Here is a 26,318-nt window from a genome sequence, read left to right as displayed (position 1 = left end):
GACCACGCCGCCAAGAATGCCGTCGCACCGGGAGGACAGCCTCCCGGTGACAGCCCAGCGCGTCCTCAGCGGACGCTATGAGCTCGGCGAGCTCATAGGACGAGGTGGCATGGCGGACGTGCACCGTGGCATCGACACCCGGCTCGGGCGGACGGTGGCCATCAAGCTGCTGCGTCCGGACCTGGCACGGGACCCGCAGTTCCAGGCGAGATTCAAGCGCGAGGCGCAGGCAGTTGCCGCCCTGAACCACCCGTCGATCGTGGCTATCTACGACACGGGTGACCACGCAGTCCCCGGAGATGCCCACGACCAGATCCGGGTTCCCTACATCGTGATGGAATTCGTCGCCGGGCAAACCCTCAGGGACCTCATCCGGTCCAAGGACATCACCATTAACCAGGCCATCAGCTACACCCTCGGCGTACTGTCCGCGCTGGAGTACAGCCACAAAGCCGGCATCGTGCACCGGGACATCAAGCCTGCCAACGTGATGTTCTGCGAGAGCTCGAACATGGTCAAGGTCATGGACTTCGGCATCGCACGGGCCATGGCCGACTCCGCCGCCACCATGACCCAGACGCAGGCCGTGGTGGGCACGGCCCAGTACCTCTCGCCAGAGCAGGCGCGCGGCGAGACCGTGGATGCCCGGAGCGACCTTTATTCCGCGGCCTGCCTGCTGTTCGAAATGCTGACCGGGCGTCCGCCGTTCGTCGGCGAGAGCCCCGTTTCCGTGGCGTACCAGCATGTGCGCGAAATCCCGGAACCGGCCAGCAGCCTCAATCCCGAGGTTTCCGAAGCACTGGACAGCGTCCTCGCAAAGGCCCTGCAGAAGAACCGCGCCGACCGTTTCCAGGACGCGGCGGCCTTCCGGCGCGCGCTCCGTGCAGCCAAAAACGGTGTCGCGGTGCCTGGCCTGTCAGCCAGCGAGGCGCCGACCGACCCCAACGACCATGTTCCCGAACCGCACCGCAATCCTCCCACCGCGGCCTTTTCCATGACCGGCGCCAGCTTCCTTGACGATGCCCCCGGAGGCCGGCTCAGGCCTGCTTACGATGACGCAGGCGACGCCGTGCTTCCCGCGGAGGCCGCCGCGGTGTACGAGACCGCAGAGCAGGACGAACTTCCCTTGGGCCTGCCCCGCGAACGGGAGCGTACGGGCGTACAGAAGTCCCGCCGTCGGGCCTGGACCGCCACCTTTGTCATCTTTACCCTCCTGGTGCTGGCCGGCGGCGGGCTATGGCTGTACAACGTGATGAACCAGCCTCCGGCCGAGCCGGTCAAGGTTTCTGTCCCGTCTGTGGAGGCCCGCACAGAAACTGAAGCCCTTCAGTTGCTGTACGACGCCCGGCTGCGGCCCCAGATCAAGCGTGTGCAGCATGACACGATCGCCAAGGGCACGGCCATTGGAACCGTGCCCGCGGCCGGTTCATCGCTTGAGCCGGACTCGGACGTGACCCTCAACATTTCCGCCGGACCAAGCGCGGTGAAGGTCCCGGAAGCACTGCCTGGGCGGACGGAAGCGGCGGCCCGCGACATCCTGAGACAGGCCGGATTGGTGGGGGCACCGTCCACCACCATGGCCAACAGCGCCACGGTAGCGGGAGGCCTGGTGATCACTACCAAGCCGGCTCCGGGCCAGCAGGTGGCCGTCGGGAGCACCGTGGAAATTGTGGTGTCCACGGGCAAGGTGGCCATGCCCGAACTCCGAGGAATGACCCGCGCCGAAGCGGAGGCCGCGCTGAAGGCCCTGGGCTTGCCGGCCGTCATCAACGAAGTGGAGAACTCCCAGGTGGTTCCGGGCAAGGTGACCGGGCAGAGCGATCCCCTCAATTCCCTGGTAGAGCAGGGTAAGGCGATCACCGTTACGGTTTCCAAGGCTCCGGCGCCGAAGCCCACCCCGACGCCAACACCGAGCAGCACCGGCACGGCGAAGCCCAAGCCTTAGGGCTTCGACTCAGGCGTCAGCTCAGTGGCCGCCAGCTACGTGACCGGCACGCGCACCTGCCCCGCGTGGCCGGCACCCGCCGGCGCCGGAGTCCTCTGCCGGGTTCTAGTGCTGGATGAGCGGGCTGAGCTTGGCCGCGCGTGCGGCCGCGCCCGCCATGCCCAGTGACTCGAGCCAGTTTCCCAGCATCTGGTAGCCGCCCTCGGTAAGGACCGATTCCGGATGGAACTGCACGCCGCACAGAGGGGCGGTGCGGTGCTGCAACCCCATGACGACGCCGGTGGCGGTCTCGGCAGTGATTTCGAGGATGTCCGGAATGGACTCCCGCACGGCGGCCAGTGAGTGGTAGCGCGTCGCGGTGACGGGGGAGGGCAGGCCTGCGAAGACGCTGGCGCCCTGGTGCTGGACCAGGGACGTCTTGCCGTGCATCAGTTCCGGCGCGTGCGTCACAATGCCGCCGTAGGCCTCGGCGAGGGCCTGATGGCCCAGGCAAACGCCGAACATGGCTTTGCTGTTGTCCCCGCACCACTTGATCAGCTCGATGCAGACGCCCGCCTCCGACGGTGCGCCCGGACCGGGCGAGATGAGTACGCCGTCGCGCGTTTCAGCCATTTCGATCGCTTCGGCGAGCGTCACGTCGTCATTGCGGACCACCGTGGTCTCGGCGCCCAGTTCCTGGAGGTAGCCCACCAGGGTGTAGACGAAGCTGTCGTAATTGTCCACGACGAGGATCTTGGTTGTGCTCATGGGTTACTTGCCGCACCAATCGTTGAGTCGGTGAATTGTGTGAACTGGGACATCCAGGGGAACAGGAACTCGACCATCAGGAACAGTGTCCCGGCGATCAGCGCCACTGACGTGAGGATGCGCAGCCAAAGCGGGCCCGGCAGGTGCCGGAATATCCAACCGTACAAGTCTCAGCCTTCCCCTCGTGCGCGTGCCACTTGGGCGGCAATCTCGGCAGGCGGTCCTGCGGATGCGGGCTGCCAGCGTTCCATCACGGAGTACGCAATGATCCGTTCCTGCGAACCGAAGCGGGGGTTGCAGCTGGTCATGGTCAGGAATCTTTCTGTGGGCCTGACCCCGGGCTTCGAGGGCACGGGGAGCAAGACGTCAACGTTGGAGGGCATCACGATCCGGTTGTTACGGAAGACGTAAACGTAGTAGCCGTCGCGCGTCTGGACATAAATCTTGTCACCCGGTACGAGGGTGTGGATATTGTCCAGGACGGCACCGTGCGTCTGGCGGTGTCCGGCCACGGCAAAGTTGCCTACGGCACCGGGCATGGCCGTTCCGCCGTAGTGGCCCAGGCCGAGGGTGTCCAGCACATCCGCCGTGGTGCCCTCGACGATGGGACGGGTGTAGGTTTCGCCAAACCTGGGAATGTACATGATGCCGATGGTGCCGCCGTGGCCGGGAGCCTGGGCAACTGCCGGTGCGCCGTAGTTCTTCTGCCCTGCCGGCGCCTCCGCGCTGGGCGCCGGCGTTACGGGTCCACCAAGGTCGCGGGTGAAGTCCTTGACCGCCGCGCTTTGCTTGGCATCGGATTCCACGTTGGTCCACCACAACTGCCAGGCGACGAAGAGCAGGAGCACAATGCCCACCGTAATCAGCAGCTCGCCAATGATCTGCACGGCCTTTCGCAGGATCACGACGCCGGCTGCCGGCTTGGCAGGGGCGATCACCTTTTCCTGCAGTACCACGCGTTCTCCTCAAAGGCGGTTGCGGTGGGCGCTGGTGTGGCCTGAACTACAGCTAGAATTGGCTGCTAGTAAGACTTCAGACTTGACCAGGAGCGCGCAGGCCGCCGGCAATATTCCTCTGAGCAGGATATCAAGCCGGGTCGCCGTTCTTGATTCAGCCCGCCAAGGAGGACATGTGCCCGAGTCAAAGCCACGTAAGAAGACCGCCCGCGCGGCCGAGCCGGTCTCTGCAACACAGACGTACAAGCCGAACCCTGTGTGGTTCAAGCCGGTCATGTTCGGTCTCATGATCATCGGGCTGCTGTGGATCATCACGTTTTACATCAGTGAAGGAAAGCTCCCTGTTGGCGACTGGGGATCCTGGAACATCGTGGCCGGATTCGGCATCGCGATCGTGGGCTTCCTGATGACCACCCGCTGGCGTTCCTGAACACCACGCAGCAGCCATGACCGAAGGCATCATCGTCGGCGACGACGGCCTCGCCCGTCCGTTGTGGGCCTCCGTCGATCCCCTGATGCGCGAGTACTACGACACAGAATGGGGTCTGCCCGTACGTGACGAGCAGGGCCTCTACGAGCGCATCAGCCTGGAGGCGTTTCAAGCCGGCCTGTCCTGGGCCACCATCCTGCGCAAGCGGCCCGCTTTCCGTGCGGCTTTCGCCAACTTCCACCCCGAGACCGTAGCCGCGTTCACCGAGACCGATGTCGAACGGCTGCAGCAGGATACCGGGATCGTGCGCAACAGGCTGAAGATCCGCGCCGCCATCACCAACGCCCAAGCCACCATTGAGCTGCGTAACAAGGGCGGATTGGTGGACTTTGTCTGGGGATTCCAGCCCACCTCGACTCCTGCCCCTTCGACGCACGCCGATGTGCCCACCCGGTCTCCGGAGTCCATAGCCCTGTCCAAGGCGCTGAGGAAAGAGGGATTCGCCTTCGTGGGGCCAACTACGATGTTCGCCCTCATGGAAGCCGTCGGGATGGTGGACACACACCTCATTGACAGTCACCGCCGAGGCACCTCCGGGGTCTGGTTGTAGCCGGGCCGGCTCTCTCAGTTTCGCTGCTTCACGGCCGAGCGCGCGTGCACACGTGTTGGTAAAGATATCCACAGTGTTGATAACCCAAGCGCCCACATTCGCAGCAAGCGCACGCCATGGCTGTTCAGCCACTAGCCGATCCGCGCGAACGACAGCTCAAGTTATTAACAATTGTGGAAAGGCTGTGGATAAAGGCCTGGTCGCGTCCGTCCGGCTTACTGCGTCTTCCGACGGACGGGGTGCCGGCTCGTGATGGACACGCGGTTGAACGCATTCATCGTGATGGCCAGCCAGCTCACCGCCGAATACTGCTCGGCCGTCAGGTGGTCGCGCGCGTAGCCGTCCTCCAGGTCCCGGGTGTGCGTATCGGGAAGGGCCGTGATGCTCTCTGCAAGGGCCAGGGCGGCCCGCTCGGTCCCGTCGAACAGGTCCGTGTCGCGCCAGGCGGGGAGAACAGCCAGACGCTGGCTTGATTCGCCTCCCTTGAGGGCGTCAGCCACGTGCATGTCCAGGCAGTACGCGCAACCGTTGAGCTGGGACGTGCGGACGTTGAGCAGTTCTACGAGTTTGGGGTCCAGCCCGGCTTCAAGGGCGGCTTCCCGCACCTTCAGCCCCAGCCCATTGAGGGCACGCCAAGACGCAGGGTGGTATTTGTCCAAGTAGATATGTTCAGTGGTGCTCATGGCGTACTCCTCGAAGAATCGGGCCGCCGCACGGAGCCGGCGGACTTGTGAGGCGGGCTGGCGATTAGTCCGAGACTACACGCGGACGGGGTGCGCTTATCCACTTAACAACAGGCGACTACCCACAGGTTATCCACAGGTGGGGATAACCTGTGGGACGGCGCGGACGGATTTACCGGGATGTAGGCCTCAGAACGGCACTCCAACGTTGAACTACATGGCTGGAAGTTATTAACACTGTGAATAAGCCTGTTGAAAATTCCTGCTGTGCACAGCCAAGGCTCCCGGCTGCCTTGCCCCTGGCTTGGCAGCGGCAGGCGCCCTGGAGCTACCCACCCGGTACAGGCACCGGTACAGCTGTGGATTGGCCCCTGTCCGCCACTTATTCGCGGAATAGTTGTCCACTTAACCACAGGGCCTTCCTGAGTACTTATCCACAATTGTGGACCCAGCGGACGGCCCAGTCCGAAGATCCGCCAGTCCGGGCGGATTTCTAGACACGTCCGACAGAACTACAGCTGTGTAAGTTACCAACAGTGTGGATAACCCCTGTGGAAAACTCGGCAGCGATAGCAGCAGGGTGCGGAGCCCGAACGAAGGAGGGTCGAGAGTCGACCACGTGGGAAGTCCGTTCGCTTGCGGGAAGCGGGTGACGGTCTGGGAGGCGACCAGGCAGCCGCACGCGCAGTTGTCGGCGCTCAAAACGGCGCAAGCCTGCCTGGACGGGCAGGTCCATAGCAGCAGCGACGGGGCTCCTATGCAGAACGCCCGCGCCCAACGTGGGTGCAGGCGTTCTGGGCGGGGCGGGTGCAGAGGGGAGAGAGCGGTGGCGGGGGTCAGGCGGTGATGACGCGGTACCAGGAGACCGCTACCAGGAGTGCCAGAACAATGGCCAGCCCGGCCAACTGGATGAGGTGCTGGCGGGGTCCGCGGGGTGCGTAGGCGATGACAGCCGCGCACAGCGCACCGGTGATCAGGCCGCCAAGGTGGGCCTGCCAGGCGATCTGCGGGACCATGAATCCGATAACGCCGTTGATGGCGATGAGCACCCAGAGTTGCCTGGTGTCGCCGCCGCGGTGGCGCTGCACCACGAGCATGGCGCCGAAGAGCCCGAAGATGGCCCCCGAAGCACCCACGACCCCCACCGGGCCGCCCTCCGGAAGAATAGGCGTCAGGAGCAGGTACCCCACGGATCCACCGAGTGCGGAGAGGAGATAGACAGCGAGGAACCGGATCCTGCCCAGCAATGGTTCGAGGGCCTGGCCAAAGATCCATAGCGTGTACATGTTCAGCAGGATGTGGAGCAGGAAGCCCTGGGAATGCAAAAAGGCCGACGTGATCATTCGCCACGGCTGGAATACGCCAAACTCGGGGGTGGCATAGACGGAGGCGTAGGCAAGCGTCCGGAACACGGCGCTTCCCGGAATCACCCACTGCAGGACGTACAGCAGCGCGCACACGGCGATTATCCCGAACGTCACCACCGGTTTCCCGGTGGCCACGGCGCCGCCGTAGACCGTCCGGACTGCCGGCGTCGTACGTTTTGTTTCGTTGACGCAGTCAACGCACTGGAATCCGACGGCGGCCGCCCGCTGGCACTCTGGGCATGCGGGACGCCCGCAGCGCTGGCAGCTCACATAGGAGGGCCGGTCCGGGTGCCTGGGGCACACGGGTACCTGCGCGGACGGCTCTGCCGACGGAATTCCGTAACTCATGGTGGGGTTAGAGCTGCTCGATATCGATGCTGTTGATCTTTACGTCTTCAACCGGGCGGTCGCCCATACCGGTGCGGACAGCCTCAATGGCGTCCACCACCTTCCGGGACTCGTCGTCTGCAACTTCGCCGAAGATGCTGTGCTTGCCCTGCAGCCAGTCAGTGGGGATGGTGGTGATGAAGAACTGGGAGCCGTTGGTGCCCTTGCCCATCTGCAGGCCGGCGTTGGCCATGGCCAGCTTGTAGGGGGCGTTGAAGCTCAACTCGGGGTGGATCTCGTCGTCAAACCGGTAGCCGGGTCCGCCGGTGCCGCGGCCCAGGGGATCGCCCGCCTGGATCATGAAGTCCTTGATGATGCGGTGGAAAATGGTGCCGTCGTACAGCGGCGTGCCGGACTTGTCTTCGCCGCTCTCCGGGTGCGTCCACGGCTGTTCGCCCGTGGCCAGTCCAATGAAGTTCTTAACAGTCTTCGGCGCGTGGTTGCCGAAGAGGTTCACGACGATGTCGCCGAGGCTTGTGTGGATGGTTGCTTTTGCAGTTGCTGTGGCAGTCATACGGTCATTCTTTCACGGCGGGTCAACGCGGGACGGGGCCTGAAACGCAGTTCCGCGCTGGGTGAAATCCGCTCTGAATCCGCCTGAACGATAGCAGGGCAGCTCATCCGCAACGTAGGCTAACTGCAGAACCGTCACATTAATCGGGAGGTAGTTGTGAAGAAATCGGATCGTATTGCCCGTGAACTGGAATTGTCGGTCAGTTCCGCAGTAGAGAACGCAAAAGACCGGATGGAAGCTGCAGTGGACTGGGCTGTACCCCGGCTGCAGCATGGCATCGACACCGCTTCCCCCAAGATCCAGGAAGGGCTCAAGTCGGCAGCCCACAACCTGGCTGGCGGAGTTGCCACCGTGACGCCCCGCCTCCAGGACGGACTGTCGCAGCTGGCGCCCAGGATTCACGACGCCGTTGAGGGCGCGACGCCGAGGCTGCACGAGGCCCTGGACCGGGCCGCGCCTGTTATCAACCAGGCCCGTGACCGCGTGGTAGTGGAATACCTTCCGCGTCTCTCGGACCAGATCGGCACGGCGTCGGAAGTGGTCCACCGGACGCTGGAGGGCGCACCGGCCCGGGTGGACGCCGTAGCACAGAGGCTTGGCGACGTCGGTATCATCCACTCCCTCCAGGAGCAGGCACAGGTTGCCGGCAGCCAGTTGAAGTCGGCAGCCTCCGAGGCAAGCCGGGCAGTGACCGGCAAGCCGCTGATCCAGCCGGAGAAGCCCAAAAAGCGTGGTCTCCTGATCGTCGGTGTGATCGCAGCTGCGGTCGCAGCCGGTGTCGCGGCGTGGAAGGCTTCCAAACCGGTGGAGGACCCGTGGAAGACCCCGGCCCCCGTTACACCGGCACCGTCCACCACAGCGCCTTCCGCCCCTGTGGCCGAGACGCCGGCGCCCGTAGCCGCCGCCACGGTGAACGAATCGGCACCCGGATCCGACGCCGCACCGCTGGCCCCTGCCTCCGCAGAGGACAGCGACAACGCAGCTGACAAGGCCAAGCACGTGGCCGAGGATGCAGACGCCGACGCCGGTGCTGTCGCCTCCGATGCGAAGACGGCCGTCAAGAACATTGCGGCCAACATCGACAACGGCGCGGACAAACCGGCCGACAAGTAAACAATCTCCACGCCCACCGGGCGTGCGGTTAGAGGGGTTCCGCCTGGTGCGGGGCCCCTCCAGTCATTTATGGCCAGGTTGCTTGGACCGCTGGAACCTTTTGTGGGTCCGGCTGCGTAGGCCGCGGAAAGAAAATCGATCGGTGCTAAGTTTGAGGTGATGTCACCCGATAGATCCGCCGAGGATTCCTTGCACGACGCTCAGCTGCCGGGCGTATCAATCGTCATACCGGCATATAACGAGGAAAGCGTCATCCGGCAGTGCCTCATCGCGGCCGTTTACCAGTCCGTTCCGGCGCACGAGATTATCGTGGTGGACAACATGTCCAAGGACCGGACTGCGGACATCGTCCTGCAGATGCAGCAGGAATACCCGGAGAGCACCATCATCCTGCTTCGTCAGGACGCGAGCCAGGGCCTCATCCCCACACGGAACTTCGGCCTCGACCACGCCACCGGTGAAATCCTGGGCCGGATCGATGCCGACTCGGTGGTGGAACCGGACTGGGTGGAGCAGGTCCAGAAAGCGTTCGCGGACCAGTCCACGCAGGCTGCCACGGGACCGGTCGTCTACTACGACATGCCCATGCGGCGTTTCGGCCTCAAGGCCGATGACAAGATGCGCCAACTGATGCTCAAGCTGGCAAAGCACCAATACCACTTTCTGTTTGGCTCCAACATGGCGCTGCGGCGTTCTGCCTGGGAGATCATCCGCGGCGAGACCTGCCGGGATGAGAAGGACGAGATGCATGAAGACATTGATCTCTCCCTCCACCTGGCCGACCACGACCTGCGGGTCCAGTACTGGCCGCAGATGGTCTCTGGAATGTCCGCCCGGCGGCTCGAGGACTCACCCCGTGACTACCGCTACTACGTGACCCGCTTTGACCGCACGTATAAGGCCCACAACGTCAAGAAAATGGCCCTCAAGGCCCCTATGGTGGTCTTCTTCTCCGTGTACTTCCCTGCGAAGCTCCTGCGAGCCATTCACACGGTCAACACCAGCCAGCCAGCCCGCCGCGGCGGACAGTAGTCTCAGCGCTGGAAGCCGGCCCTTAGCGCCGGCCCAGGCGCCGCGGCTCCGGCAAACAGCTTCAGCGCCTGCCGGGGGCGGGAAACTTTCCTCCTCAGTCCGTCCCCAGCTCCGCCAAGGGCCGCTCCTGCGGTGTTTTGCCCCGCCCGGCTTTGCCGGTGCGCTGACCTGTGACGACGACGGCGAGCCCCACCAGGATCAGTGCAAGGCCGCCATACGTACCGGCGGGCAGGGTCTCGTTCAGAAAGATGGCCGCAAGCAGTGCTGCGCCGGGAATCTCAAGCAGGATGATCATTGAGACGAGCAGTGGACTCATGGTTGCCAGCAGGTAGTTGAAGGCGGTGTGCCCCACCAGCTGCGCACAAACGGTGATGGCTACGATCCCCAGCCAGCCGCCGGCGTCGAACCCCAGGAGCGGCTGCCTGGTGATGAGCGCCAGCAGCGCCACCAGCGCCGCGCACATGCCGTAGCAGAGCGTGGTGTAGGTTCCCGTTGTCATGCTCTGCCGGGCACGGCCCCCGGCCAGCGTATAAACCCCTGCGAGGAGCCCGCCAGCTACCGCCAGGAGGTCGCCGAGCAGCGCCTCGGGCGATGCGCCCATGTCAAAGCCCGTAATGGCGACGACGCCGCCGAAAGCGATGCCGAGCCCCACGAGGACCTGCCACCGGTGCCTCACGCCGCGGAGCATCTGTATGACGGCGATCCAGGCGGACTGGAGGCAGACCAAGGCGGTTGCCGCAGCAACCGATGTCAGCTGCAGGGAGGTAATGAAGCAGGCGAAATGCAACGCGAGGGCCGAAGCCGCCACGAGCGACCAGCGGAACTCCCGGCCCGTGATGTGGCCGAACTGCCGCGGTTCCCTGATCAGGGTGGGTGTGGCCACGACCGCAGCACCTATCGCGTTGCGCCAGAAGGCGATAGCGAGGGCACTGACCGTGGTTGCACCGAGTGTCGCAGCGATGAGGGGCCCGGAGGAGGCCACCCCCAGTACGCCCAGGGCCGCGAGGAAGAAGTTCACGACTCCACAGTAGTGTGCCCGGGCGGCCCTCCGATTCGGCCAATACGGGCCGCTCGCCGCCCTGTGGCAAGGTCCGAAGGGCCAGATCCCTGTGGCAAGGTCCGCCGGGCGGGGCTACGGCAACCCGCTAAACAAAAAAGTCCCGGCCATCTCTGGCCGGGACTTTCCTTATGGTGGAGGCACGGGGACTCGAACCCCGAACCCCCTGCTTGCAAAGCAGGTGCGCTACCAATTGCGCCATGCCCCCATAAGAAGCAACCCGTCAATCATACCCTAGTTCCGGAGGCCGTCTGACCAGCCTCCGTACCGGGGATCCGGACTATTCAACCGTATCGGTTGACTTACTCCAGACCGTTTTCCGGGCCCCGGATTCCTGCACTTTCCTGTAGAGCAGGACGCCTGCGATCGCAGCTGCAAATGCCAGCAACTTCTTCACACGCACCCCGTTCCGGTCAGTCTTACCTGATCCTTTACTTGAACCTGTGCAGGTTCCGTGGGCGTACCAGGACTTGAACCTGGGACCTCTTCGTTATCAGCGAAGCGCTCTAACCGCCTGAGCTATACGCCCCGATGCCTCATCGGGCCGAGACATGACTTTACAGCACATCCCGGCCCGATCTCAAATCGAGGCATTCCGCGGTGCTAATTCCGCGGAATCACGGGTTTTTTAGTCGTCCGTCAGCGTGACGCCGATGCCGCCCACGAGGGTGGCGGAGATGTTGTACAGCACGGCGGACAGCATGGACAGGGCCGTCAGCAGCACAACGTTGACTACGGCGATGATGACGGCAAAGGATGCCACCTGGCCGAGCGACGCAACCTTCTTCAGTTCAAAACCGCCACCCTCGGAGCCCGCGAGGGTGCCAAGGAGGCTATCCACCTGGTCGAAGATGCCTGTCAGGTCCAGGACGGTCCACAGCACAATGGCCGCAACCACGGTGACGATGCCGAGTGCCACGGAGAGCAGGAACGCCATCTTCAGGACGGACCAGGGGTCCACCTTGCTTACCAGCAGGCGCGCACGGCGGACCTTGGCCTTCGGGGCCGGCTTCACCAGTCCCGGGGCACTCTGGCCCGGCCGCTGGCCGGGTGCCGCGGGCCTCTGGCCCGGGGCCTGGGGCCGCTGCCCCTGGACGGGGCGCTGTCCCGGCGCCGCCGGGCGCTGGCCCTGGGAGGGCAGTCCCGGGGTTGACTGTCCAGGCAGTGACTGTCCTGGCGCCGCGGGGCGTTGCCCCGGAATGCCCGACGCCGTGCCCGGACTCTGCTGCGGACGCACCGGGGCATTCACTCGTGGAGCGGTTGCCGGCTGCCGCATCCCGCCGGGACCATTACTGCTCGGCTTGGGAAATGAGTCGGAATTACTCACTCGTTACCTCCGGTGTTGTCTTCGTTCAGCTCGGTGTCGCTGTCGGCATCCTCGGATGCCGCGGGCATCGCCGGCTCTGCCTCTGCTGTTTCTGCCTCTGCGGACCCGTCTACGGATCCCGTATCTTCAGCCAACGTTACGTCATCCTCCGGAGATTCCTCTCCCTCAAGGCCACGTTCGCTGTTCCGCGCCACCTCAATGATGCGGTCGTTCTTGTCAGGTTTTGCGAAGATGACGCCCATGGTGTCCCTGCCCTTGGCGGGAACCCCTGCCACGGACGAGCGGACCACCTTGCCGCCCTCCATGACCACCAGGACTTCATCCTCTTCCTGGACGATCAGGGCGCCAACCAGGTCACCGCGTTCCTCGGCGAGCTTAGCCACCTTGATGCCCAGCCCGCCGCGGCCCTGGAGACGGTACTCCTCGACGGCGGTCCGCTTGGCGTAGCCGCCTTCGGTGACGATGAACACGAATGATCCGTCGGTGACCACGTTCGCGGCGAGGAGCTCATCATCCTCGCGGAACTTCATGCCCGTCACGCCTGAGGTGGCCCGACCCATGGGGCGGAGTGCATCATCAGTCGCGGTGAATCGGATGGACTGGCCCTTCCGGGATACCAGCATGAGATCGTCTGTCTCGGATACCAGCTGGGCGGAAACAAGCTCATCCTCGTCGCGAAGGTTTATCGCGATGACGCCGGCGGAGCGGTTGGTGTCGTAGTCCTCCAGCCGCGTCTTCTTGACCAGCCCGCGCTTCGTGGCCAACACAAGGTACGGCGAGTGCTGATAGTCCCTGAGGTCCAGCACCTGGGCGATGTGTTCGTCCGGCTGGAAGGCCAGCAGGTTGGCCACGTGCTGTCCCTTGGCGTCCCGGCCGGCCTCAGCCAGTTCATAGGCCTTGGCCCGGTAGACGCGTCCGAGGTTGGTAAAGAAGAGGAGCCAGTGGTGTGTGGTGGTAACGAAGAAGTGTTCCACGACGTCGTCGCCGCGCAGCTGGGCGCCCTTTATGCCCTTACCGCCGCGCTGCTGGGAGCGGTAGTTGTCACTCCTTGTCCGCTTGACGTACCCGCCGCGGGTAATGGTAACCACCATTTCCTCTTCGGGGATCAGGTCCTCCATGGACATGTCACCGTCGTAGCCCATGAGGATCTTGGTTCGCCGGTCATCCCCGTGCTTGGCAACGATTTCCGCCAGCTCGGTGCTGATGATCTCACGCTGGCGCTCCTCCGAGGCAAGGATCGCGTTGAACTCTGCGATCATCGCTTCGAGTTCGGCGTGGCGGTCCTGGATCTTCTGGCGTTCCAGGGCTGCCAGGCGACGGAGCTGCATGTCCAGGATCGCCCTTGCCTGAAGCTCGTCGATATCCAGCAGTTCCATTAGGCCATCGCGTGCGGCTTCGGTGGTGTTGGACGCACGGATGAGGGCGATGACCTCATCCAGCATGTCCAGGGCCTTCAGGAGCGCGCGCAGGATGTGCGCTTCCTCCTCGGCCTTGCGCAGGCGGTAACGGGTACGCCGCGCGATGACGTCCATCTGGTGCGTCACCCAGTGGCGGATGAAGGCGTCTAGGCTGAGTGTGCGCGGCACACCGTCCACGATCGCCAGCATGTTGGCGCCGAAGTTTTCCTGCAGCTGGGTGTGCTTGTAAAGGTTGTTCAGCACCACCTTTGCCACGGCGTCCCGCTTAAGGACAATCACCAGGCGCTGGCCGGTGCGTCCCGAAGTTTCATCACGGAGATCGGCGATGCCCTGGACCTTGCCGTCCTTGACGAGCTCGGCAATCTTGATGGCGAGGTTGTCCGGGTTGGCCTGATAGGGCAGTTCGGTGACCACCAGGCACGTGCGGCCCTGGAGTTCCTCAACGTTGACCACGGCGCGCATGGTGATGGAGCCGCGGCCGGTGCGGTACGCGTCCTCAATCCCCTTGTGGCCCAGGATGGTGGCGCCAGTGGGGAAATCCGGTCCCTTGATGCGGAGCAGCAGCTCTTCGAGGAGCTGCTCGCGGCTGGCGGTGGGGTTGGACAGGTACCACTGGACACCGTCGGCAACCTCGCGGAGGTTGTGCGGCGGAATGTTGGTGGCCATGCCGACGGCGATGCCGGAGGAGCCGTTGACCAGCAGGTTCGGGAACCGGGCCGGCAGGATGGTGGGTTCCTGATTCTTGCCGTCGTAGTTGTCCTGGAAGTCGACGGTTTCCTCGTCGATGTCCCGCACCATCTCCATGGCGAGGGGAGCCATCTTGGTTTCGGTGTACCGCGGTGCTGCTGCGCCGTCGTTGCCCGGGGAGCCGAAGTTTCCCTGCCCGAGTGCCAGCGGGTAGCGCATGGTCCAGTCCTGGATCAGGCGCACCAGCGCATCGTAAATGGCGGTGTCACCGTGAGGGTGGTACTGGCCCATTACCTCGCCCACGACGCGCGCGCACTTGTTGAACGAACGGTCCGGGCGGTAGCCGCCATCGAACATTGCGTACAGCACGCGGCGGTGCACGGGCTTCAGACCATCCCGGACGTCGGGCAGCGCGCGGCCCACAATAACGGCCATGGCGTAGTCGAGGTAGGACCGCTGCATCTCCGTCTGGAGGTCGACCTGCTCCACGCGGTCAATCAGCAGATCGCCCTCCAACACCGGCTCGGGGAGATCTCCGGAGTCCGCGGGAACCTCAGGGGTTTCGTCACTCATAGTGTGTATTTTCCGTTTCAGGTATATGTCGGCTCGGGAATATCAGTGCGGTAAACCGCTTAGATATCGAGGAACCTGACGTCCTTGGCGTTCTGCTGGATGAAGTTGCGGCGTGATTCGACGTCCTCGCCCATCAGCACGTTGAAGATCTGATCCGCGGCGGCGGCGTCTTCCATGGTGACCTGGAGCAGTGTCCGGTGGTCCGGATCCATGGTGGTGTCCCACAGTTCCGTGTAGTCCATCTCGCCGAGTCCCTTGTAGCGCTGGATGCCGTTGTCCTTGGGGATGCGTCGGCCCGCAGCCTGTCCGGACACCAGCCTGGAGTCGCGCTCACGGTCGCTGTACACGTAATCGTGCGGGGCGTTGGACCATTTGATCCTGTACAGGGGAGGCTGTGCCAGGTATACGTAGCCATTTTCGATCAGCGGGCGCATGTAGCGGAACAGGAGCGTCATGAGCAGCGTGGTGATGTGCTGGCCGTCAACGTCGGCATCGGCCATGAGGACGATCTTGTGGTACCGCAGCTTGCTGAGGTCGAAGTCCTCACCAATTCCCGTGCCGAAGGCGGTGATCATGGACTGGACCTCGTTGTTGCCGAGGGCCTTGTCCAGCCGGGCCCGTTCCACGTTCAGGATCTTGCCGCGCAGCGGCAGGATGGCCTGCGTTTCCGGGTTGCGCCCGCGCTTGGCCGAACCGCCGGCGGAGTCGCCCTCCACGATGTAGACCTCGCACTTCGAAGGATCCTTGGAGGAGCAGTCGGAGAGCTTGCCGGGCATGCCGAAGGATTCCAGCGGGCTCTTGCGGCGGGCGTTGTCACGTGCCTTGCGGGCGGCCATGCGAGCCTGGGCAGCCGAAATGGCCTTGCGGATCACGTCCCTTGCCGGTCCGGGGTTGCGTTCGAGCCAGTCTCCGAGCTGGTCAGTGACCACGCGCTGGACGAATCCCTTGACCTCCGAGTTGCCCAGTTTGGTTTTGGTCTGGCCTTCGAACTGCGGCTCGGCGAGCTTCACCGAGATGACGGCCGTGAGGCCCTCACGGATGTCGTCGCCGGTAAGGTTCTCTTCCTTTTCCTTGATGATGCTCTTCTCCCGCGCGTAGCGGTTGATGAGTGAGGTCATCGCGGCCCGGAACCCCTCTTCGTGGGTTCCGCCTTCATGGGTGTTGATGGTGTTGGCGTAGGTGTGGACGCTCTCTGAATACGCGCTGGTCCACTGCATGGCCATTTCCACCGCAATCTTGCGTTCGGTGTCCTCGGTTTCGAAGGCGATGACGTCCTCGTGGACCACATCGACTTTTTTGCCGGAATTCAGGTGCTTGACGTAATCCAGCAGCCCGTCGTTGTACTGGTAGACAACGGTGCGGTGGTCCGCGTTGACTTCGCCTTCGGTGGCGACGCTGTCAAGGTCCAGATCATCGTTCTCGCCGGAAGCGGTAGTGACGCGCTCGTCGGTGAGGGTGATGCGCAGGCCCTTGTTGAGGAAGGCCATCTGCTGGAAGCGGGCGCGCAGCGTCTCGAAGTCGAATTCAACCGACTCGAAAATGCCGGTATCGGGGTAGAACGTCTGGGTGGTGCCGGTGGTGTCGGTTTCCTCGCCCTTGTCCAGCCCGCCCTGGGGCTTGCCGCCGTCGGCGAAGGACATCCGCCAGACGTGGCCCTGCCTGCGCACCTCGGTGTTTACCCTGCTGGAGAGTGCGTTGACCACCGAAATGCCCACACCGTGGAGGCCCCCGGAGACGGCGTATCCGCCGCCGCCAAACTTTCCGCCGGCGTGCAGGATAGTCATGACCACCTCAACGGTGGGCTTGCCCTCACTCGGGTGAATGTCGACGGGGATGCCGCGGCCGTCGTCCACCACTTTGACGCCGCCGTCGGCCTGCAGGACGATTTCAATATGTGTGCAGTATCCGGCCAGGGCCTCGTCAACGGAGTTGTCCACCACTTCGTACACGAGGTGGTGCAGGCCGCGGAGGCCGGTGGATCCGATGTACATGCCGGGCCGTTTACGCACAGCCTCAAGACCCTCAAGGACGGTGATGTCACTGGCGCCGTATTCCCGTTTGGTCACCGCTTCAGCCGGCGTGTCAGGCGTCGGGGCATCCTCCATTGCGGGTTCCACTGCCTGGATATCTGCATTGTCGTTAGCCACAGGCGCTTTCGACTCCTCTGTAATTGATAGTGGCTGGCCGATGCCGTCTCCCAGGGGAAAGGCGCCCGCCAACAGGCGCGTCACTGATAGCGCCGTCTACTTGGTTGGCTTGCGGAACCGTCTTCGGCCGCTGGAAAAGCGTCGGAAAACGGACTCAGTCAACGTTTCACCGGCGCCCAGTTATCTACAGAGATTCTATCGTGAAAGAGGACCGATCCCCGCATTCCAGGGCGGCGAACGGCGAGCAGTGTGCCTCTCGCAGGCCATTGGCCCCGCCTGCAAGGCCCCAGCGGTACCGTCTTCGGGTGCCTATACGGCTCACGGCGGTTTGAACGCCCTACACGCCGTTTGTGCATTTTTCAATAGATCCGGCCGCGGGCTGGCCGCTGCCACTTGCGGACGGGCTCTATCCGTAGGTGTCCCGGGGCCCGCGGCCATTGACGGTGCGGCCCCCCTTGCGCCAGCTTGGCGCGGCCGGACCCAGCACCTGGATGCTGGTGACGACGCCGTCGCCAAGTTCAGTGCGGAACTTCTCCAGCAGGCTGATGCTCAGCAGCCGAAGCTGCGTGGCCCAGGCCGTGGAGTCGCACCTCACGTGCAGCGTGGTGTCCGTAAAGCTTTCGGGTGTGCAGTGTGCAGCGATCTCCGGCCCCACCAGCGTGCCCCACTCGGCCATGACCGATCCGACCGCCACGGGTGAGGTCCAGCCACGTTCGGCAACAAGGCGACCCACCACCTTTCCCAGTCCCAAGGGATCGCGTCCGGTGGCATGGAACTGGCTGAATCCGCGAGTGTTCCGCGCCGCGGTGCGCTGTTTTTGGGCGCTGCTTCCGGCGCGGGGCGCCGCCCGGCGCACCTCGCCGCGGGCAGCCGCAGCGTCGCGCATCCTGTTCAACGCGGCCTGGGCGGCATCGATCTCATCAGGGTCACGGCCTGGCTGGAGGCCGCCGTCCTTATCCCTGTTCATCAATTCCTCCCGGGATAACCTTCACCCGCCGCCCGGTCAGTTCCTCAGGAATGTCGGCGTCAACAGCGGCGGTTACGAGGACCTGTTCGGCGCCGGCTACTATTGCGGCCAGTTTACGCCGCCGCTGCACATCAAGCTCGGCAAAAACGTCGTCCAGGATCAGGATGGGTGCCGAACCGCCGGTGCGCGCGTCATCGAGCATGACGTAGTAGGAGGCAAGACGCAGGGAGAGGCACATGGACCAGGTTTCACCATGGGAGGCATAGCCCTTCGCCGGTGCCTGTCCGAGGACAAGTTCAAGCTCATCGCGGTGGGGACCGACAAGCGAGATGCCACGCTCGAGTTCCTTGCGGCGGGACGCTGCGAAGGCCCTCACGTAGCGCTCGGTGAGCTCGTCAACGGAAAGCAGCAGGAGGTCTTCCATCTGGTCTCCACCCGCGGAAGGTTCCACGTTCGTTCCGGTGGGTGCGCCGTCGTCGTCAATCATGTTTTGAAGTGTTGACCGGTACACCGCATCGGCGGCCTTGGACCCGTCGGTCAACTGGGCGTAGGCGCTGTTGAGGTGCGGACGAAGCCGCTCTACGAGCTCCAGCCTGGCATGCAGCAGCTCCGCGCCTGCGCGCGCCATGTGCTGGTCCCAAACATCCAGGGTTGTCTCATGGCCAGCCGTGAATTTCCCGGCACGGGCCGACTTCAGGAGGGCGTTACGCTGTTTGAGGACGCGGTCGTAGTCACTCCGCGTGGCGGCGTGCCGCGGAACAAGGCTCACGAGCAGCTCGTCAAGGAAACGCCGCCGGCTGGACGGATCTCCTTTGACGAGGGCCAGATCCTCAGGGGCAAAAAGGACGGTGTGGCAGATGCCCAGAAGATCCCGCGCCCGGACAGGGTTGCTGCGGTTGATGCGTCCGCGGTTGGCCCGGCCGCCGTTGATCTCAAGTTCCAGCACGGTGGACTGTTCGCCGCGCACCAGTTTGGCCCGGATCAGTGCGCGTTCGGTGCCGAAACGCAGGAGCGGCCCATCGGCGCTCACCCTGTGCGAACTCAGCGTTGCAAGGTAGCCGATGGCTTCCATCAGATTGGTCTTGCCGATCCCGTTGGAACCGACCAGGACGGTGACGCCGGGTTCCAGCCGGAGATCCACTTGCGCATAACTGCGGAAGTCGGTCAGTGACAGGTGTTCTAGGTACACGCGCTCTTCAGGATTCTCGGGACACTGGTTCCGGGACTCACGGCCCCGGTGCGGGTGCTACTTTGCCGGACGGGTGGCATGCCCGCCGAACTGGTGGCGCAGTGCGGACACCATCTTCATGGCCGGCGAGTTGTCCTCGCGGGAGGAGAACCGGGCAAAGAGCGCGGCGGTGATGGCCGGGGCTGGAACCGCGTTGGCGATGGCCTCTTCCACGGTCCAGCGGCCCTCGCCGGAGTCCTCGACGTAGTCGTCGATCGAGGCCAGGCCAGGATCCTCATCCAGCGCCTTCACCATGAGGTCCAGCAGCCAGGACCGGACAACTGTTCCCTTTTGCCAGGCGCGGAAGGTACCGGGAAGATCGGTGACGATCTCCTTGGCAGCGAGCAATTCATAGCCTTCGGCATAGGCTTGCATGAGGCCGTACTCGATGCCGTTGTGGACCATCTTGGCGTAGTGGCCTGCCCCGACGCCGCCCACATGGACGAAGCTGTCTGCCCGCTCTCCTTCAGGACGAAGGGCGTCAAAGACCGGCAACGCGCGTTCGATGTCCGCGGCCTCACCGCCGGCCATGAGCCCATAGCCGTTCTGCAGGCCCCAGACTCCACCGGAGACACCGCAGTCCGCGAAGCGGATGCCCTTGTCGGCCAGGGCGGCGCCGTGCTTCTGGTCTTCTGTGAATCGAGAGTTGCCGCCGTCGATCACGAGATCGCCTGGCTGAAGTTTGTTGCCGAGTTCGCTGATGACGGCGTCCGTAATGTCACCCGACGGGACCATCACCCAGATCAGGCGGGGCGAGGGAACGGCGGCGATGAGTTCATCCACGGAGGACACGTCGGTCACGTCCGGATTGCGGTCAAAGCCCGTGACCTCCACGCCTCCCTTGCGCAGCCGTTCGCGCATGTTGAAACCCATTTTGCCAAGGCCGATCAGTCCGATGTGCACGGTGGGAACTCTTTTCTGCGCTGGGGTGGTGGTGGGTCTGTGCAACTGGGTCGCAGCAGATGTCATCTTTAACACTCAAAACGGCGTTAAGTGCGACCTGGTTGGGAAAGTGGCTAGTTGGGAAGGCGGACCGGCATCACGAGGTAGCGGTAGTCATCCTGATCTTCGCCATCCGCATCCATCTGGGCCGTGATCATGGCCGGCTTCGGGGCGGTGGTGAAGGAGAAGCGGACGTACTTTGTTTCGATCACGCTCAGGCCTTCCACGAGGTAGTGCGGATTGAACGCCACGGTGATGTCATCGCCGGAAAGCTGCGCTTCAAGTTCTTCGGAAGCCTGCGCGTCCTCGCCGGTTCCGGCGTCGAGGTGAAGCTGGCCCTGCGTGAAGGCGAGGCGCACGGGGGTGTTGCGTTCGGCAACGAGCGACACACGGCGGACGGCTTCTACGAGTTCCTGGGTCTGCACCGTCGCGTGGATCGGTGTGGAATCCGGGAACAGGGAGCGGATCTTGGGGTAATCACCGTCGACAAGAAGCGAAGTCGTGGTGCGTCCGCCGCTCTCGAAACCGATGAGCCGGCTGTCGTCATCCGCAATGGCCAGGTTGATGTCGCCGCTGCCGCCGAGTGTCTTGGCGACTTCGTTGAGGGTCTTCGCCTTGACCAGGGCGCTGGTGGACATGCCTGGGGTGACTGGTTTCCACGGGACTTCCCGCATGGCCAGTCGGTAGCGGTCGGTAGCAAGGAGGGTGATGAGGTCATCCTCGATCTCCATCCTTACGCCAGTAAGGATGGGGAGGGTGTCATCCTTACTCGCAGCGATGATCACCTGGGACACCGCTTGTGCGAAGGAGTCGCCCGCGACCGTTCCGCTGATGGTGGGAAGTGCCGGCAGCGGCGGGTATTCGGCTTCCGGCATGGTGGCGAGGTGGAAACTGCTGCGGCGGCAGGTGAGCGTCACCTTGTTGCCTTCGGTTTCGATTTCCACCGGGGCGGACGGAAGGCTCCGGCAAATGTCCGCGAGCAACCGGCCAGAGACCAGGATGGTGCCCTCATCCCTGATGTCGGCAGGGATTTCAAGTCTCGCTGACGTTTCGTAATCGAAGCTCGAGAGGCTGACCGTTCCGGCCTCGGCCTTGAGCAGCAGGCCCGAGAGGACCGGTACTGGCGGCCGCGGAGACAACGACCGGGCTGTCCAGGTGACGGCTTCTGCCAGGACGTCCCGTTCGACTTTGAACTTCACGGAAGGGTGCCGCCTTTCATTGCTGCTGCCATTTTCTGAACGGGAACTCCCGCAGGGAGTTCACAAAACCTTTGCGTCCGGACACCGGAACCTGCATGGTCCGCGCTTGCTGAACCACAGACAGACCCGGGGATGGGAGCGCTGCTGACAGCTTAGCCGGAACATTGAGGATTTCCCCATCCCCGGCAAGGACGCTGGCCCTTTGGGGCCATGGCCGCGGAGTCGGGTGAGTAGGGAAACGAGATTGTTGTTTGAGGGATTTCAATTTTTTGGGATTAGTAGTGTTAATAACTGCTGTGGAAACTGTGGATAACTCTATTTCACGGCAGGAATCCGGGGTTAAGCCCTGTTCACGGACTGTGGGCGGGGCAGGTTTTAAACAGGCTGTGGATGGGGATAACATTTTTGGCCGTTTCGGCGATCCACAGACACCTTAAGGGTTTTAAGCCCATTAACCGCGGTTGTCCCCTTAACTGTCCACAGGGTTATCCACATGCACCTGTTAATAAGGTAAGGAAGTGCGGCCTATGAGTCCCGCTGCTGCTGCTTGATCCGGTTGGTCAGCTCAGTCACCTGGTTGTAGATCACACGTCGCTCGGCCATGAGCTCACGAATCTTGCGGTCCGCGTGGATCACCGTGGTGTGGTCGCGGCCGCCGAGCTCCTGTCCGATCTTCGGCAGCGACATGTCCGTCAGTTCCCGGCAGAGGTACATGGCGATCTGCCGAGCCGTGACCAGGGTCCGGGTCCGTGACTTGCTGCAGAGCTCTTCCATGCTGAGCTTGAAGTAATCCGCGGTCTGCGTGAGGATCTGGCTGGATGTGATTTCCTGCGCACCGTCGTCGGTGATGAGATCCTTGAGAACCATCTCGGCCAGCGCCACGTCCACGGGCTGGCGGTTCAGGCTGGCGAAGGCCGTGACGCGGATGAGGGCGCCTTCGAGCTCGCGGATGTTGCTGGAAATCTTGGAAGCGATGTACTCCAGCGCGTCGTCCGGAGCGGAAAGGCCTTCGCTGAGGGCCTTCTTCCGGAGGATGGCGATGCGGGTTTCCAGTTCCGGCGGCTGGATGTCGGTCAGCAGGCCCCACTCGAAGCGGGACTTCATGCGGTCTTCGAATCCTGCCAGCAGCTTGGGCGGCTGGTCCGAGGTGATGACAACCTGCTTGTTGTTGTTGTGCAGGGAGTTGAACGTGTGGAAGAACTCCTCCAGCGTCCGGTCCTTGCCGGCGAGGAACTGGATGTCATCGATGAGGAGGACATCCACATTCCGGTAGGTGGTCTTGAAGCTGGCGCCTTCATCGTCACGGATGGAGTTGATGAAGTCGTTGGTGAATTCCTCAGAGTTCACGTAGCGCACGCGGATGCCGCTGTAGAGACGGCGGGCGTAGTGGCCGATCGCGTGCAGCAGGTGGGTCTTGCCGAGTCCGGAGTCGCCGTAGATAAACAGCGGGTTGTAGGCCTTCGCCGGCGCTTCGGCCACGGCCACGGCTGCTGCATGGGCGAACCGGTTGGACGAGCCGATCACGAACGTGTCAAAAACATACTTTGGATTCAGCCGGCCGAATTCGTGGGAGGTGCTCGGCAGCATCGGCTGCGGCTTCAGTTCAACTGACTGGTCACTTGCGAGGGAAAGTTCGACGGCGGGTTCCGGCTCCTTGTGGAGGGGCACCAGATCTGTGTCCACGTCGATCGCGCACCGGATGTCGTCAGAGAAGACGTTGTGAAGCGCGTCGTCGAGTGCGTCCTTGACCTGGGTCTGGAGAACTTCCCGAGTGAGTTCGTTGGGCACTGCGACCAGGAGCGTGGAACCGATGAGGCCCTGCGCCTGGGCGAGGATAACGAAGCCGCGCTGTCTTGGGGATACCCGGTCGTCCTGCTCAAGAAGAGTCACCACGCGCCGCCAGGAACTTCCGACAGTATTGGCGTGGTTGGCTTCGTCTACTGTCATCAATCCGGTTCCTCAAAGCTTGCTTACCTGCATTACATGCAGCCACAAGCCCGGATCCGGGGTACCGGCCCGGCTTAATCCACAGGTTTATGCACAGTCCGTGGATAATTGGCTACTGAGCCACTCTAGGGGATGAAAAGGCTAGAAGATAGCTGGGAAGTAGCTTGTGGATAATTACACCGGTGTGGTTCGAAAAGGGGCCCTGTGAGCCACTTCATCCACAGGTTGGGACAAGGAGTTAGCCACAGCTGGGGAAAGATGGCGGCAACCCATCCGGTTTGACTCAAGGACGCGGTCTGGCCTAACGTTGTGGAGTCCTTTGTGCCTGCTTTCTGACCCCATTTTGGATCTTTCGAACGCCCAGCGTTGCGGAAAACCGGGGGAAGCAGACATATACAAAACTTAGCGTCGGCCAGTTCTTCCCCTTTGATCGGGTGGGCGCACCTTTGATCCACTGGAGTAACTAACGTGAGCAAGCGGACTTTTCAGCCGAATAACCGCCGTCGAGCCAAGAAGCACGGCTTCCGCCTTCGTATGCGTACCCGTGCCGGCCGCGCCATCCTGGCTGCCCGCCGCGGCAAGGGCCGCGTCGAACTGTCGGCCTAAATACTGACTCGTCGGTTAACTTTCCTTTGCGAGTTTAACGGTGCTGGCCACCAGGAACCGTCTGAGGACCTCAACCGATTTTTCAACAACTGTACGTTCCGGCGTCCGCAATGGACGCCGGAACGTAGTGTTATATACGGCAACTATCGGAGCCGATGAACCTAGCCGGATCGGGTTCATCGTTTCCAAGGCTGTCGGGAACGCTGTTGCCAGGAACCTCGTTAAGAGGAGACTTAGGGAAGCCGGTGCTGTCTCGCTACGCGAGTACGGTACCGGGTTCGCTATTGTGGTACGGGCGTTGCCCTCATCGGCGACCGCCAGCTGGCAGGAACTGCTGACGGATTACAACGCTGCCTTGGAAACCACCACGAAGCGGTTGGAAAGCCGCCATCAACGGTCGGCTGGAACTGGTTCGAACGGAACAACACGGGAAGGGACACAGCGTGCTTGACCTGACTCCCGCCGTCGTCCGTTCGCCAAAGTCCGCAGCAGCGGCTGCCGGCAGATTCGTCTGGAACCTGCCGCGCAACATCCTCATTCTTCTGCTGATGGCCTACCGCAAGGTGATTTCGCCCTTGTACGGACAGGTCTGCCGCTTCTTTCCTTCGTGCTCGGCCTACGCGCTTGAAGCCATCACCGTCCACGGCGCGGTAAAGGGAAGCTGGCTCGCTGCCAGGCGCCTCGCGCGCTGCCATCCATGGAATGCCGGCGGTGTGGACCACGTCCCCGCCGGCCACCGGGAATGGCCGGAAAACCAGACCCCCACAATTGTTGTGCTGAACAATCCGGACAAGTACCTGGCTGCTCAGACTGATGGAGAAGGCCGCCTTGCGGCCTAACGAATAGGGATATCGCATGGACATCTTTGGAACAATCATGGCTCCGTTCAAGTGGCTGGTTTCAGTCATTATGGTCGGCTTCCATGACGGACTGAGCTTCATCGGCCTGCCAGCCGCGAACGGCTGGACGTGGACGTTGTCCATCATCGGGCTGGTGCTGGTGATCCGTGCCGCCCTGATCCCCGTGTTTGTCAAGCAGATCAAGGCTCAGCGAGGCATGCAGCTGCTGCAGCCCGACCTGAAGAAGATGCAGGACAAGTACAAGGGCAAGACGGATCAGCTCTCCCGCCAGGCCATGGCGCAGGAGCAGATGGCCCTGTACAAGAAGCACGGCACCAACCCGTTCTCTGCCTGCCTTCCGATGCTGATCCAGATGCCGTTCTTCTTCGCGCTGTTCCAGGTGCTTTCCGGCATCAGCTCGGCCAAGGCGGGTGGCCAGGGCATCGGTGCCATGAGCATCGAGCAGGTCAAGCAATTCGACGAGTCAAGCATCTTCGGTGCACCGCTCTCCGCGTCGCTGCTACACGGCAGCACTGCCGGCGGTGAGGTTGCCGTTTGGATCCTGTCGATCGTGATGATCCTTGCCATGACGGCCTCGCAGTTCATCACGCAGAAGCAGATCATGGCCAAGAACATGTCCGAAGAGGCCATGGCGAGTCCCTTCATGCGCCAGCAGAAGATGATGCTCTACATCCTGCCTCTCGTCTTTGGCGTCGGCGGCATCAACTTCCCCATCGGTGTCCTCATCTACTGGACCACCACCAACCTGTGGACCATGGGCCAGCAGTTCTTCGTTATCCGCCGCATGCCCACGCCGGGATCCCCCGCCGCCAAGGCCCTCGCCGAGCGCCGTGCCGCCAAGGGCCTTCCGGCCCTCCCCATTCTGGGAGGCAAAAAGGTCGATGCAGCGGCAGAGGCCGCCGCTGCAGCTGCGGTCGCGGAGGCCAGGAGCCAGCGCGTCCAGCCACAACGTAAGAACAGGAAGAAGAAGTAATGTCTGTTGAAAGCTCCGAGCACGCACTTTCCGCTGAAGTCAGCGAAGACCAGGACAACGACGCCGAGGCCGTGACCGCCGAGGGCACGAATGCCGGGGCTGCGGCCGCCGACAAGGGCACGTCCGCGAGCCGTCTGGAAGAAGAAGGCGACGTCGCAGCTGACTACCTCGAAGAACTTCTCGACATCGCCGACATCGATGGCGACATCGACATTGAGGTCCGCAACGGACGTACCTACATCTCCATCGTCGCCGAGGAAGAATCCGCCGGCCTGGAGAGCCTCGTGGGTCGCGACGGTGAAGTCCTCGAGGCTCTGCAGGAACTGACGCGTCTGTCCGTTCTGTCCGCGACGGAAAACCGGTCCCGCCTTGTGCTCGACATCAACGGCTACCGCAAAGAACGTGCCGGACACCTGCAGAAGATCGCCGAAGACGCCGTGGCCACCGTCAAGGAAACCGGCGACGCCGTTGCCTTGGAGCCGATGAGCGCCTATGAGCGCAAGATCGTTCATGACGCCGTAGCCGATCTGGGGTTTGTAAGCGAGTCCGAGGGCGAAGGCGCCGGACGCCACATCGTTGTCTCCGCCGACTGAACCGCCGGCT

General features: G+C 63.1%; 25 protein-coding genes and 2 tRNA genes. 10 read left to right on the top strand and 17 right to left on the bottom strand.

All coding sequences use genetic code 11. The annotated features are described in order from the left end of the window. Window positions 1-16 precede the first annotated feature (16 nt). Window positions 17-1,945, top strand: coding sequence for a Stk1 family PASTA domain-containing Ser/Thr kinase (gene pknB, locus AC1DD3_RS06285; protein WP_230120409.1), 1,929 nt, complete (start codon window positions 17-19; stop codon window positions 1,943-1,945). 105 nt (window positions 1,946-2,050) lie between these two features. Here pknB and AC1DD3_RS06280 read toward each other — a convergent pair whose 3' ends face one another. Both AC1DD3_RS06280 and AC1DD3_RS06275 read right to left on the bottom strand, forming a co-directional pair. After that, complete coding sequence (locus tag AC1DD3_RS06280; protein ID WP_230120387.1) at window positions 2,051-2,692, bottom strand: anthranilate synthase component II; 642 nt, start codon at window positions 2,690-2,692, stop codon at window positions 2,051-2,053. 170 nt (window positions 2,693-2,862) lie between these two features. Next, window positions 2,863-3,648, bottom strand: a complete 786-nt coding sequence (locus AC1DD3_RS06275; protein WP_230120385.1) for a class E sortase — start codon at window positions 3,646-3,648, stop codon at window positions 2,863-2,865. A 175-nt stretch (window positions 3,649-3,823) separates the two neighbouring features. Here AC1DD3_RS06275 and AC1DD3_RS06270 point away from each other — a divergent pair, with 175 nt between their 5' ends. Both AC1DD3_RS06270 and AC1DD3_RS06265 read left to right on the top strand, forming a co-directional pair. Beyond that, a complete protein-coding gene (locus AC1DD3_RS06270) occupies window positions 3,824-4,078 on the top strand; it encodes a cell division protein CrgA (protein ID WP_230120383.1) in 255 nt (84 codons plus the stop codon). 16 nt (window positions 4,079-4,094) lie between these two features. Continuing rightward, window positions 4,095-4,688, top strand: a complete 594-nt coding sequence (locus AC1DD3_RS06265; protein WP_230120381.1) for a DNA-3-methyladenine glycosylase I — start codon at window positions 4,095-4,097, stop codon at window positions 4,686-4,688. A gap of 215 nt (window positions 4,689-4,903) precedes the next feature. Here AC1DD3_RS06265 and AC1DD3_RS06260 read toward each other — a convergent pair whose 3' ends face one another. The 3 genes from AC1DD3_RS06260 to AC1DD3_RS06250 all read right to left on the bottom strand — a co-directional run bounded on the left by AC1DD3_RS06260 (window position 4,904) and on the right by AC1DD3_RS06250 (window position 7,639). After that, the gene (locus AC1DD3_RS06260; RefSeq protein ID WP_230120380.1) at window positions 4,904-5,371 is read right to left on the bottom strand and encodes a carboxymuconolactone decarboxylase family protein; all 468 of its coding nucleotides are present in this window, start codon (window positions 5,369-5,371) and stop codon (window positions 4,904-4,906) included. Between the two features lie 836 nt (window positions 5,372-6,207). Further along, entirely contained in the window at window positions 6,208-7,086 is an 879-nt protein-coding gene (locus AC1DD3_RS06255; protein WP_230119112.1) for a rhomboid family intramembrane serine protease, read from the bottom strand. Window positions 7,087-7,093: 7 nt separating this feature from the next. Continuing rightward, complete coding sequence (locus tag AC1DD3_RS06250; RefSeq protein ID WP_230119113.1) at window positions 7,094-7,639, bottom strand: peptidylprolyl isomerase; 546 nt, start codon at window positions 7,637-7,639, stop codon at window positions 7,094-7,096. Window positions 7,640-7,795: 156 nt separating this feature from the next. Here AC1DD3_RS06250 and AC1DD3_RS06245 point away from each other — a divergent pair, with 156 nt between their 5' ends. Beyond that, entirely contained in the window at window positions 7,796-8,752 is a 957-nt protein-coding gene (locus AC1DD3_RS06245; RefSeq protein WP_476881205.1) for a hypothetical protein, read from the top strand. A 159-nt stretch (window positions 8,753-8,911) separates the two neighbouring features. Next, window positions 8,912-9,784 carry a glycosyltransferase family 2 protein gene (locus tag AC1DD3_RS06240; RefSeq protein WP_476881204.1) on the top strand — a complete coding sequence of 291 codons (873 nt, stop codon included), beginning with the start codon at window positions 8,912-8,914 and terminating at the stop codon, window positions 9,782-9,784. 94 nt (window positions 9,785-9,878) lie between these two features. On the opposite strand, the gene AC1DD3_RS06235 is transcribed toward AC1DD3_RS06240, so the two are convergent. The 12 genes from AC1DD3_RS06235 to dnaA all read right to left on the bottom strand — a co-directional run bounded on the left by AC1DD3_RS06235 (window position 9,879) and on the right by dnaA (window position 23,276). Continuing rightward, complete coding sequence (locus tag AC1DD3_RS06235) at window positions 9,879-10,802, bottom strand: DMT family transporter (protein ID WP_230119116.1); 924 nt, start codon at window positions 10,800-10,802, stop codon at window positions 9,879-9,881. Between the two features lie 171 nt (window positions 10,803-10,973). Next, window positions 10,974-11,049, bottom strand: a tRNA-Ala gene (locus AC1DD3_RS06230). A 72-nt stretch (window positions 11,050-11,121) separates the two neighbouring features. Next, on the bottom strand, window positions 11,122-11,238 hold the full coding sequence (locus AC1DD3_RS06225) for a DLW-39 family protein (RefSeq protein ID WP_476881203.1): 117 nt from the start codon (window positions 11,236-11,238) through the stop codon (window positions 11,122-11,124). 58 nt (window positions 11,239-11,296) lie between these two features. Next, a tRNA-Ile gene (locus tag AC1DD3_RS06220) sits at window positions 11,297-11,370 on the bottom strand. A gap of 99 nt (window positions 11,371-11,469) precedes the next feature. Then, a complete protein-coding gene (locus AC1DD3_RS06215) occupies window positions 11,470-12,168 on the bottom strand; it encodes a DUF3566 domain-containing protein (protein WP_230119118.1) in 699 nt (232 codons plus the stop codon). After that, on the bottom strand, window positions 12,165-14,846 hold the full coding sequence (gyrA, locus tag AC1DD3_RS06210; RefSeq protein WP_230119119.1) for a DNA gyrase subunit A: 2,682 nt from the start codon (window positions 14,844-14,846) through the stop codon (window positions 12,165-12,167). The genes AC1DD3_RS06215 and gyrA overlap by 4 nt, the downstream gene beginning before the upstream one ends. 59 nt (window positions 14,847-14,905) lie before the next feature. Beyond that, the gene (gene gyrB, locus AC1DD3_RS06205) at window positions 14,906-16,993 is read right to left on the bottom strand and encodes a DNA topoisomerase (ATP-hydrolyzing) subunit B (RefSeq protein WP_290369765.1); all 2,088 of its coding nucleotides are present in this window, start codon (window positions 16,991-16,993) and stop codon (window positions 14,906-14,908) included. A 406-nt stretch (window positions 16,994-17,399) separates the two neighbouring features. Next, window positions 17,400-17,960 carry a DciA family protein gene (locus AC1DD3_RS06200; RefSeq protein WP_230119120.1) on the bottom strand — a complete coding sequence of 187 codons (561 nt, stop codon included), beginning with the start codon at window positions 17,958-17,960 and terminating at the stop codon, window positions 17,400-17,402. Then, the gene (gene recF, locus AC1DD3_RS06195) at window positions 17,947-19,149 is read right to left on the bottom strand and encodes a DNA replication/repair protein RecF (protein ID WP_476881202.1); all 1,203 of its coding nucleotides are present in this window, start codon (window positions 19,147-19,149) and stop codon (window positions 17,947-17,949) included. The genes AC1DD3_RS06200 and recF overlap by 14 nt, the downstream gene beginning before the upstream one ends. 57 nt (window positions 19,150-19,206) lie before the next feature. Next, a complete protein-coding gene (gene gnd / locus AC1DD3_RS06190) occupies window positions 19,207-20,091 on the bottom strand; it encodes a phosphogluconate dehydrogenase (NAD(+)-dependent, decarboxylating) (protein WP_230119122.1) in 885 nt (294 codons plus the stop codon). Between the two features lie 113 nt (window positions 20,092-20,204). Next, a complete protein-coding gene (gene dnaN / locus AC1DD3_RS06185) occupies window positions 20,205-21,329 on the bottom strand; it encodes a DNA polymerase III subunit beta (RefSeq protein ID WP_476881201.1) in 1,125 nt (374 codons plus the stop codon). Between the two features lie 525 nt (window positions 21,330-21,854). Continuing rightward, window positions 21,855-23,276: a chromosomal replication initiator protein DnaA gene (gene dnaA / locus AC1DD3_RS06180; RefSeq protein ID WP_230119124.1), complete on the bottom strand. Its 1,422-nt coding sequence runs from the start codon at window positions 23,274-23,276 to the stop codon at window positions 21,855-21,857. A gap of 468 nt (window positions 23,277-23,744) precedes the next feature. Between dnaA and rpmH the strand changes: the two genes are divergently transcribed. Genes rpmH through AC1DD3_RS06155 form a run of 5 tightly spaced genes read left to right on the top strand, consistent with a single transcriptional unit; the run spans window position 23,745 to window position 26,308 of the window. Further along, window positions 23,745-23,882 carry a 50S ribosomal protein L34 gene (gene rpmH, locus AC1DD3_RS06175; protein ID WP_011776797.1) on the top strand — a complete coding sequence of 46 codons (138 nt, stop codon included), beginning with the start codon at window positions 23,745-23,747 and terminating at the stop codon, window positions 23,880-23,882. A 40-nt stretch (window positions 23,883-23,922) separates the two neighbouring features. Then, window positions 23,923-24,333: a ribonuclease P protein component gene (gene rnpA, locus AC1DD3_RS06170; RefSeq protein WP_230119125.1), complete on the top strand. Its 411-nt coding sequence runs from the start codon at window positions 23,923-23,925 to the stop codon at window positions 24,331-24,333. Beyond that, complete coding sequence (gene yidD, locus AC1DD3_RS06165) at window positions 24,326-24,721, top strand: membrane protein insertion efficiency factor YidD (protein WP_476881200.1); 396 nt, start codon at window positions 24,326-24,328, stop codon at window positions 24,719-24,721. Before rnpA ends, yidD begins: the two co-directional genes overlap by 8 nt. A gap of 16 nt (window positions 24,722-24,737) precedes the next feature. Beyond that, window positions 24,738-25,715 (top strand): membrane protein insertase YidC, encoded by a 978-nt coding sequence (yidC, locus tag AC1DD3_RS06160; protein WP_230119127.1) that lies wholly within the window; start codon window positions 24,738-24,740, stop codon window positions 25,713-25,715. Further along, window positions 25,715-26,308 carry a Jag family protein gene (locus AC1DD3_RS06155; RefSeq protein ID WP_230119128.1) on the top strand — a complete coding sequence of 198 codons (594 nt, stop codon included), beginning with the start codon at window positions 25,715-25,717 and terminating at the stop codon, window positions 26,306-26,308. The genes yidC and AC1DD3_RS06155 overlap by 1 nt, the downstream gene beginning before the upstream one ends. The last annotated feature ends 10 nt before the right edge of the window (window positions 26,309-26,318 follow it).

It is taken from the genome of Arthrobacter sp. 05T444 (genome assembly GCF_056395905.1).
This window is presented reverse-complemented; position numbering and strand designations above follow the sequence as displayed.

What these genes read in the sequence shown, in the direction of transcription:
- pknB (WP_230120409.1), top strand. Translation starts at nt 17, where the DNA reads ATGCCGTCGCACCGGGAGGACAGCCTCCCGGTGACAGCCCAGCGCGTC.
- AC1DD3_RS06280 (WP_230120387.1), bottom strand. Translation starts at nt 2,692, where the DNA reads ATGAGCACAACCAAGATCCTCGTCGTGGACAATTACGACAGCTTCGTC.
- AC1DD3_RS06265 (WP_230120381.1), top strand. Translation starts at nt 4,095, where the DNA reads ATGACCGAAGGCATCATCGTCGGCGACGACGGCCTCGCCCGTCCGTTG.
- AC1DD3_RS06260 (WP_230120380.1), bottom strand. Translation starts at nt 5,371, where the DNA reads ATGAGCACCACTGAACATATCTACTTGGACAAATACCACCCTGCGTCT.
- AC1DD3_RS06255 (WP_230119112.1), bottom strand. Translation starts at nt 7,086, where the DNA reads ATGAGTTACGGAATTCCGTCGGCAGAGCCGTCCGCGCAGGTACCCGTG.
- AC1DD3_RS06250 (WP_230119113.1), bottom strand. Translation starts at nt 7,639, where the DNA reads ATGACTGCCACAGCAACTGCAAAAGCAACCATCCACACAAGCCTCGGC.
- AC1DD3_RS06240 (WP_476881204.1), top strand. Translation starts at nt 8,912, where the DNA reads ATGTCACCCGATAGATCCGCCGAGGATTCCTTGCACGACGCTCAGCTG.
- gyrA (WP_230119119.1), bottom strand. Translation starts at nt 14,846, where the DNA reads ATGAGTGACGAAACCCCTGAGGTTCCCGCGGACTCCGGAGATCTCCCC.
- AC1DD3_RS06200 (WP_230119120.1), bottom strand. Translation starts at nt 17,960, where the DNA reads ATGAACAGGGATAAGGACGGCGGCCTCCAGCCAGGCCGTGACCCTGAT.
- dnaA (WP_230119124.1), bottom strand. Translation starts at nt 23,276, where the DNA reads ATGACAGTAGACGAAGCCAACCACGCCAATACTGTCGGAAGTTCCTGG.
- yidC (WP_230119127.1), top strand. Translation starts at nt 24,738, where the DNA reads ATGGACATCTTTGGAACAATCATGGCTCCGTTCAAGTGGCTGGTTTCA.
- AC1DD3_RS06155 (WP_230119128.1), top strand. Translation starts at nt 25,715, where the DNA reads ATGTCTGTTGAAAGCTCCGAGCACGCACTTTCCGCTGAAGTCAGCGAA.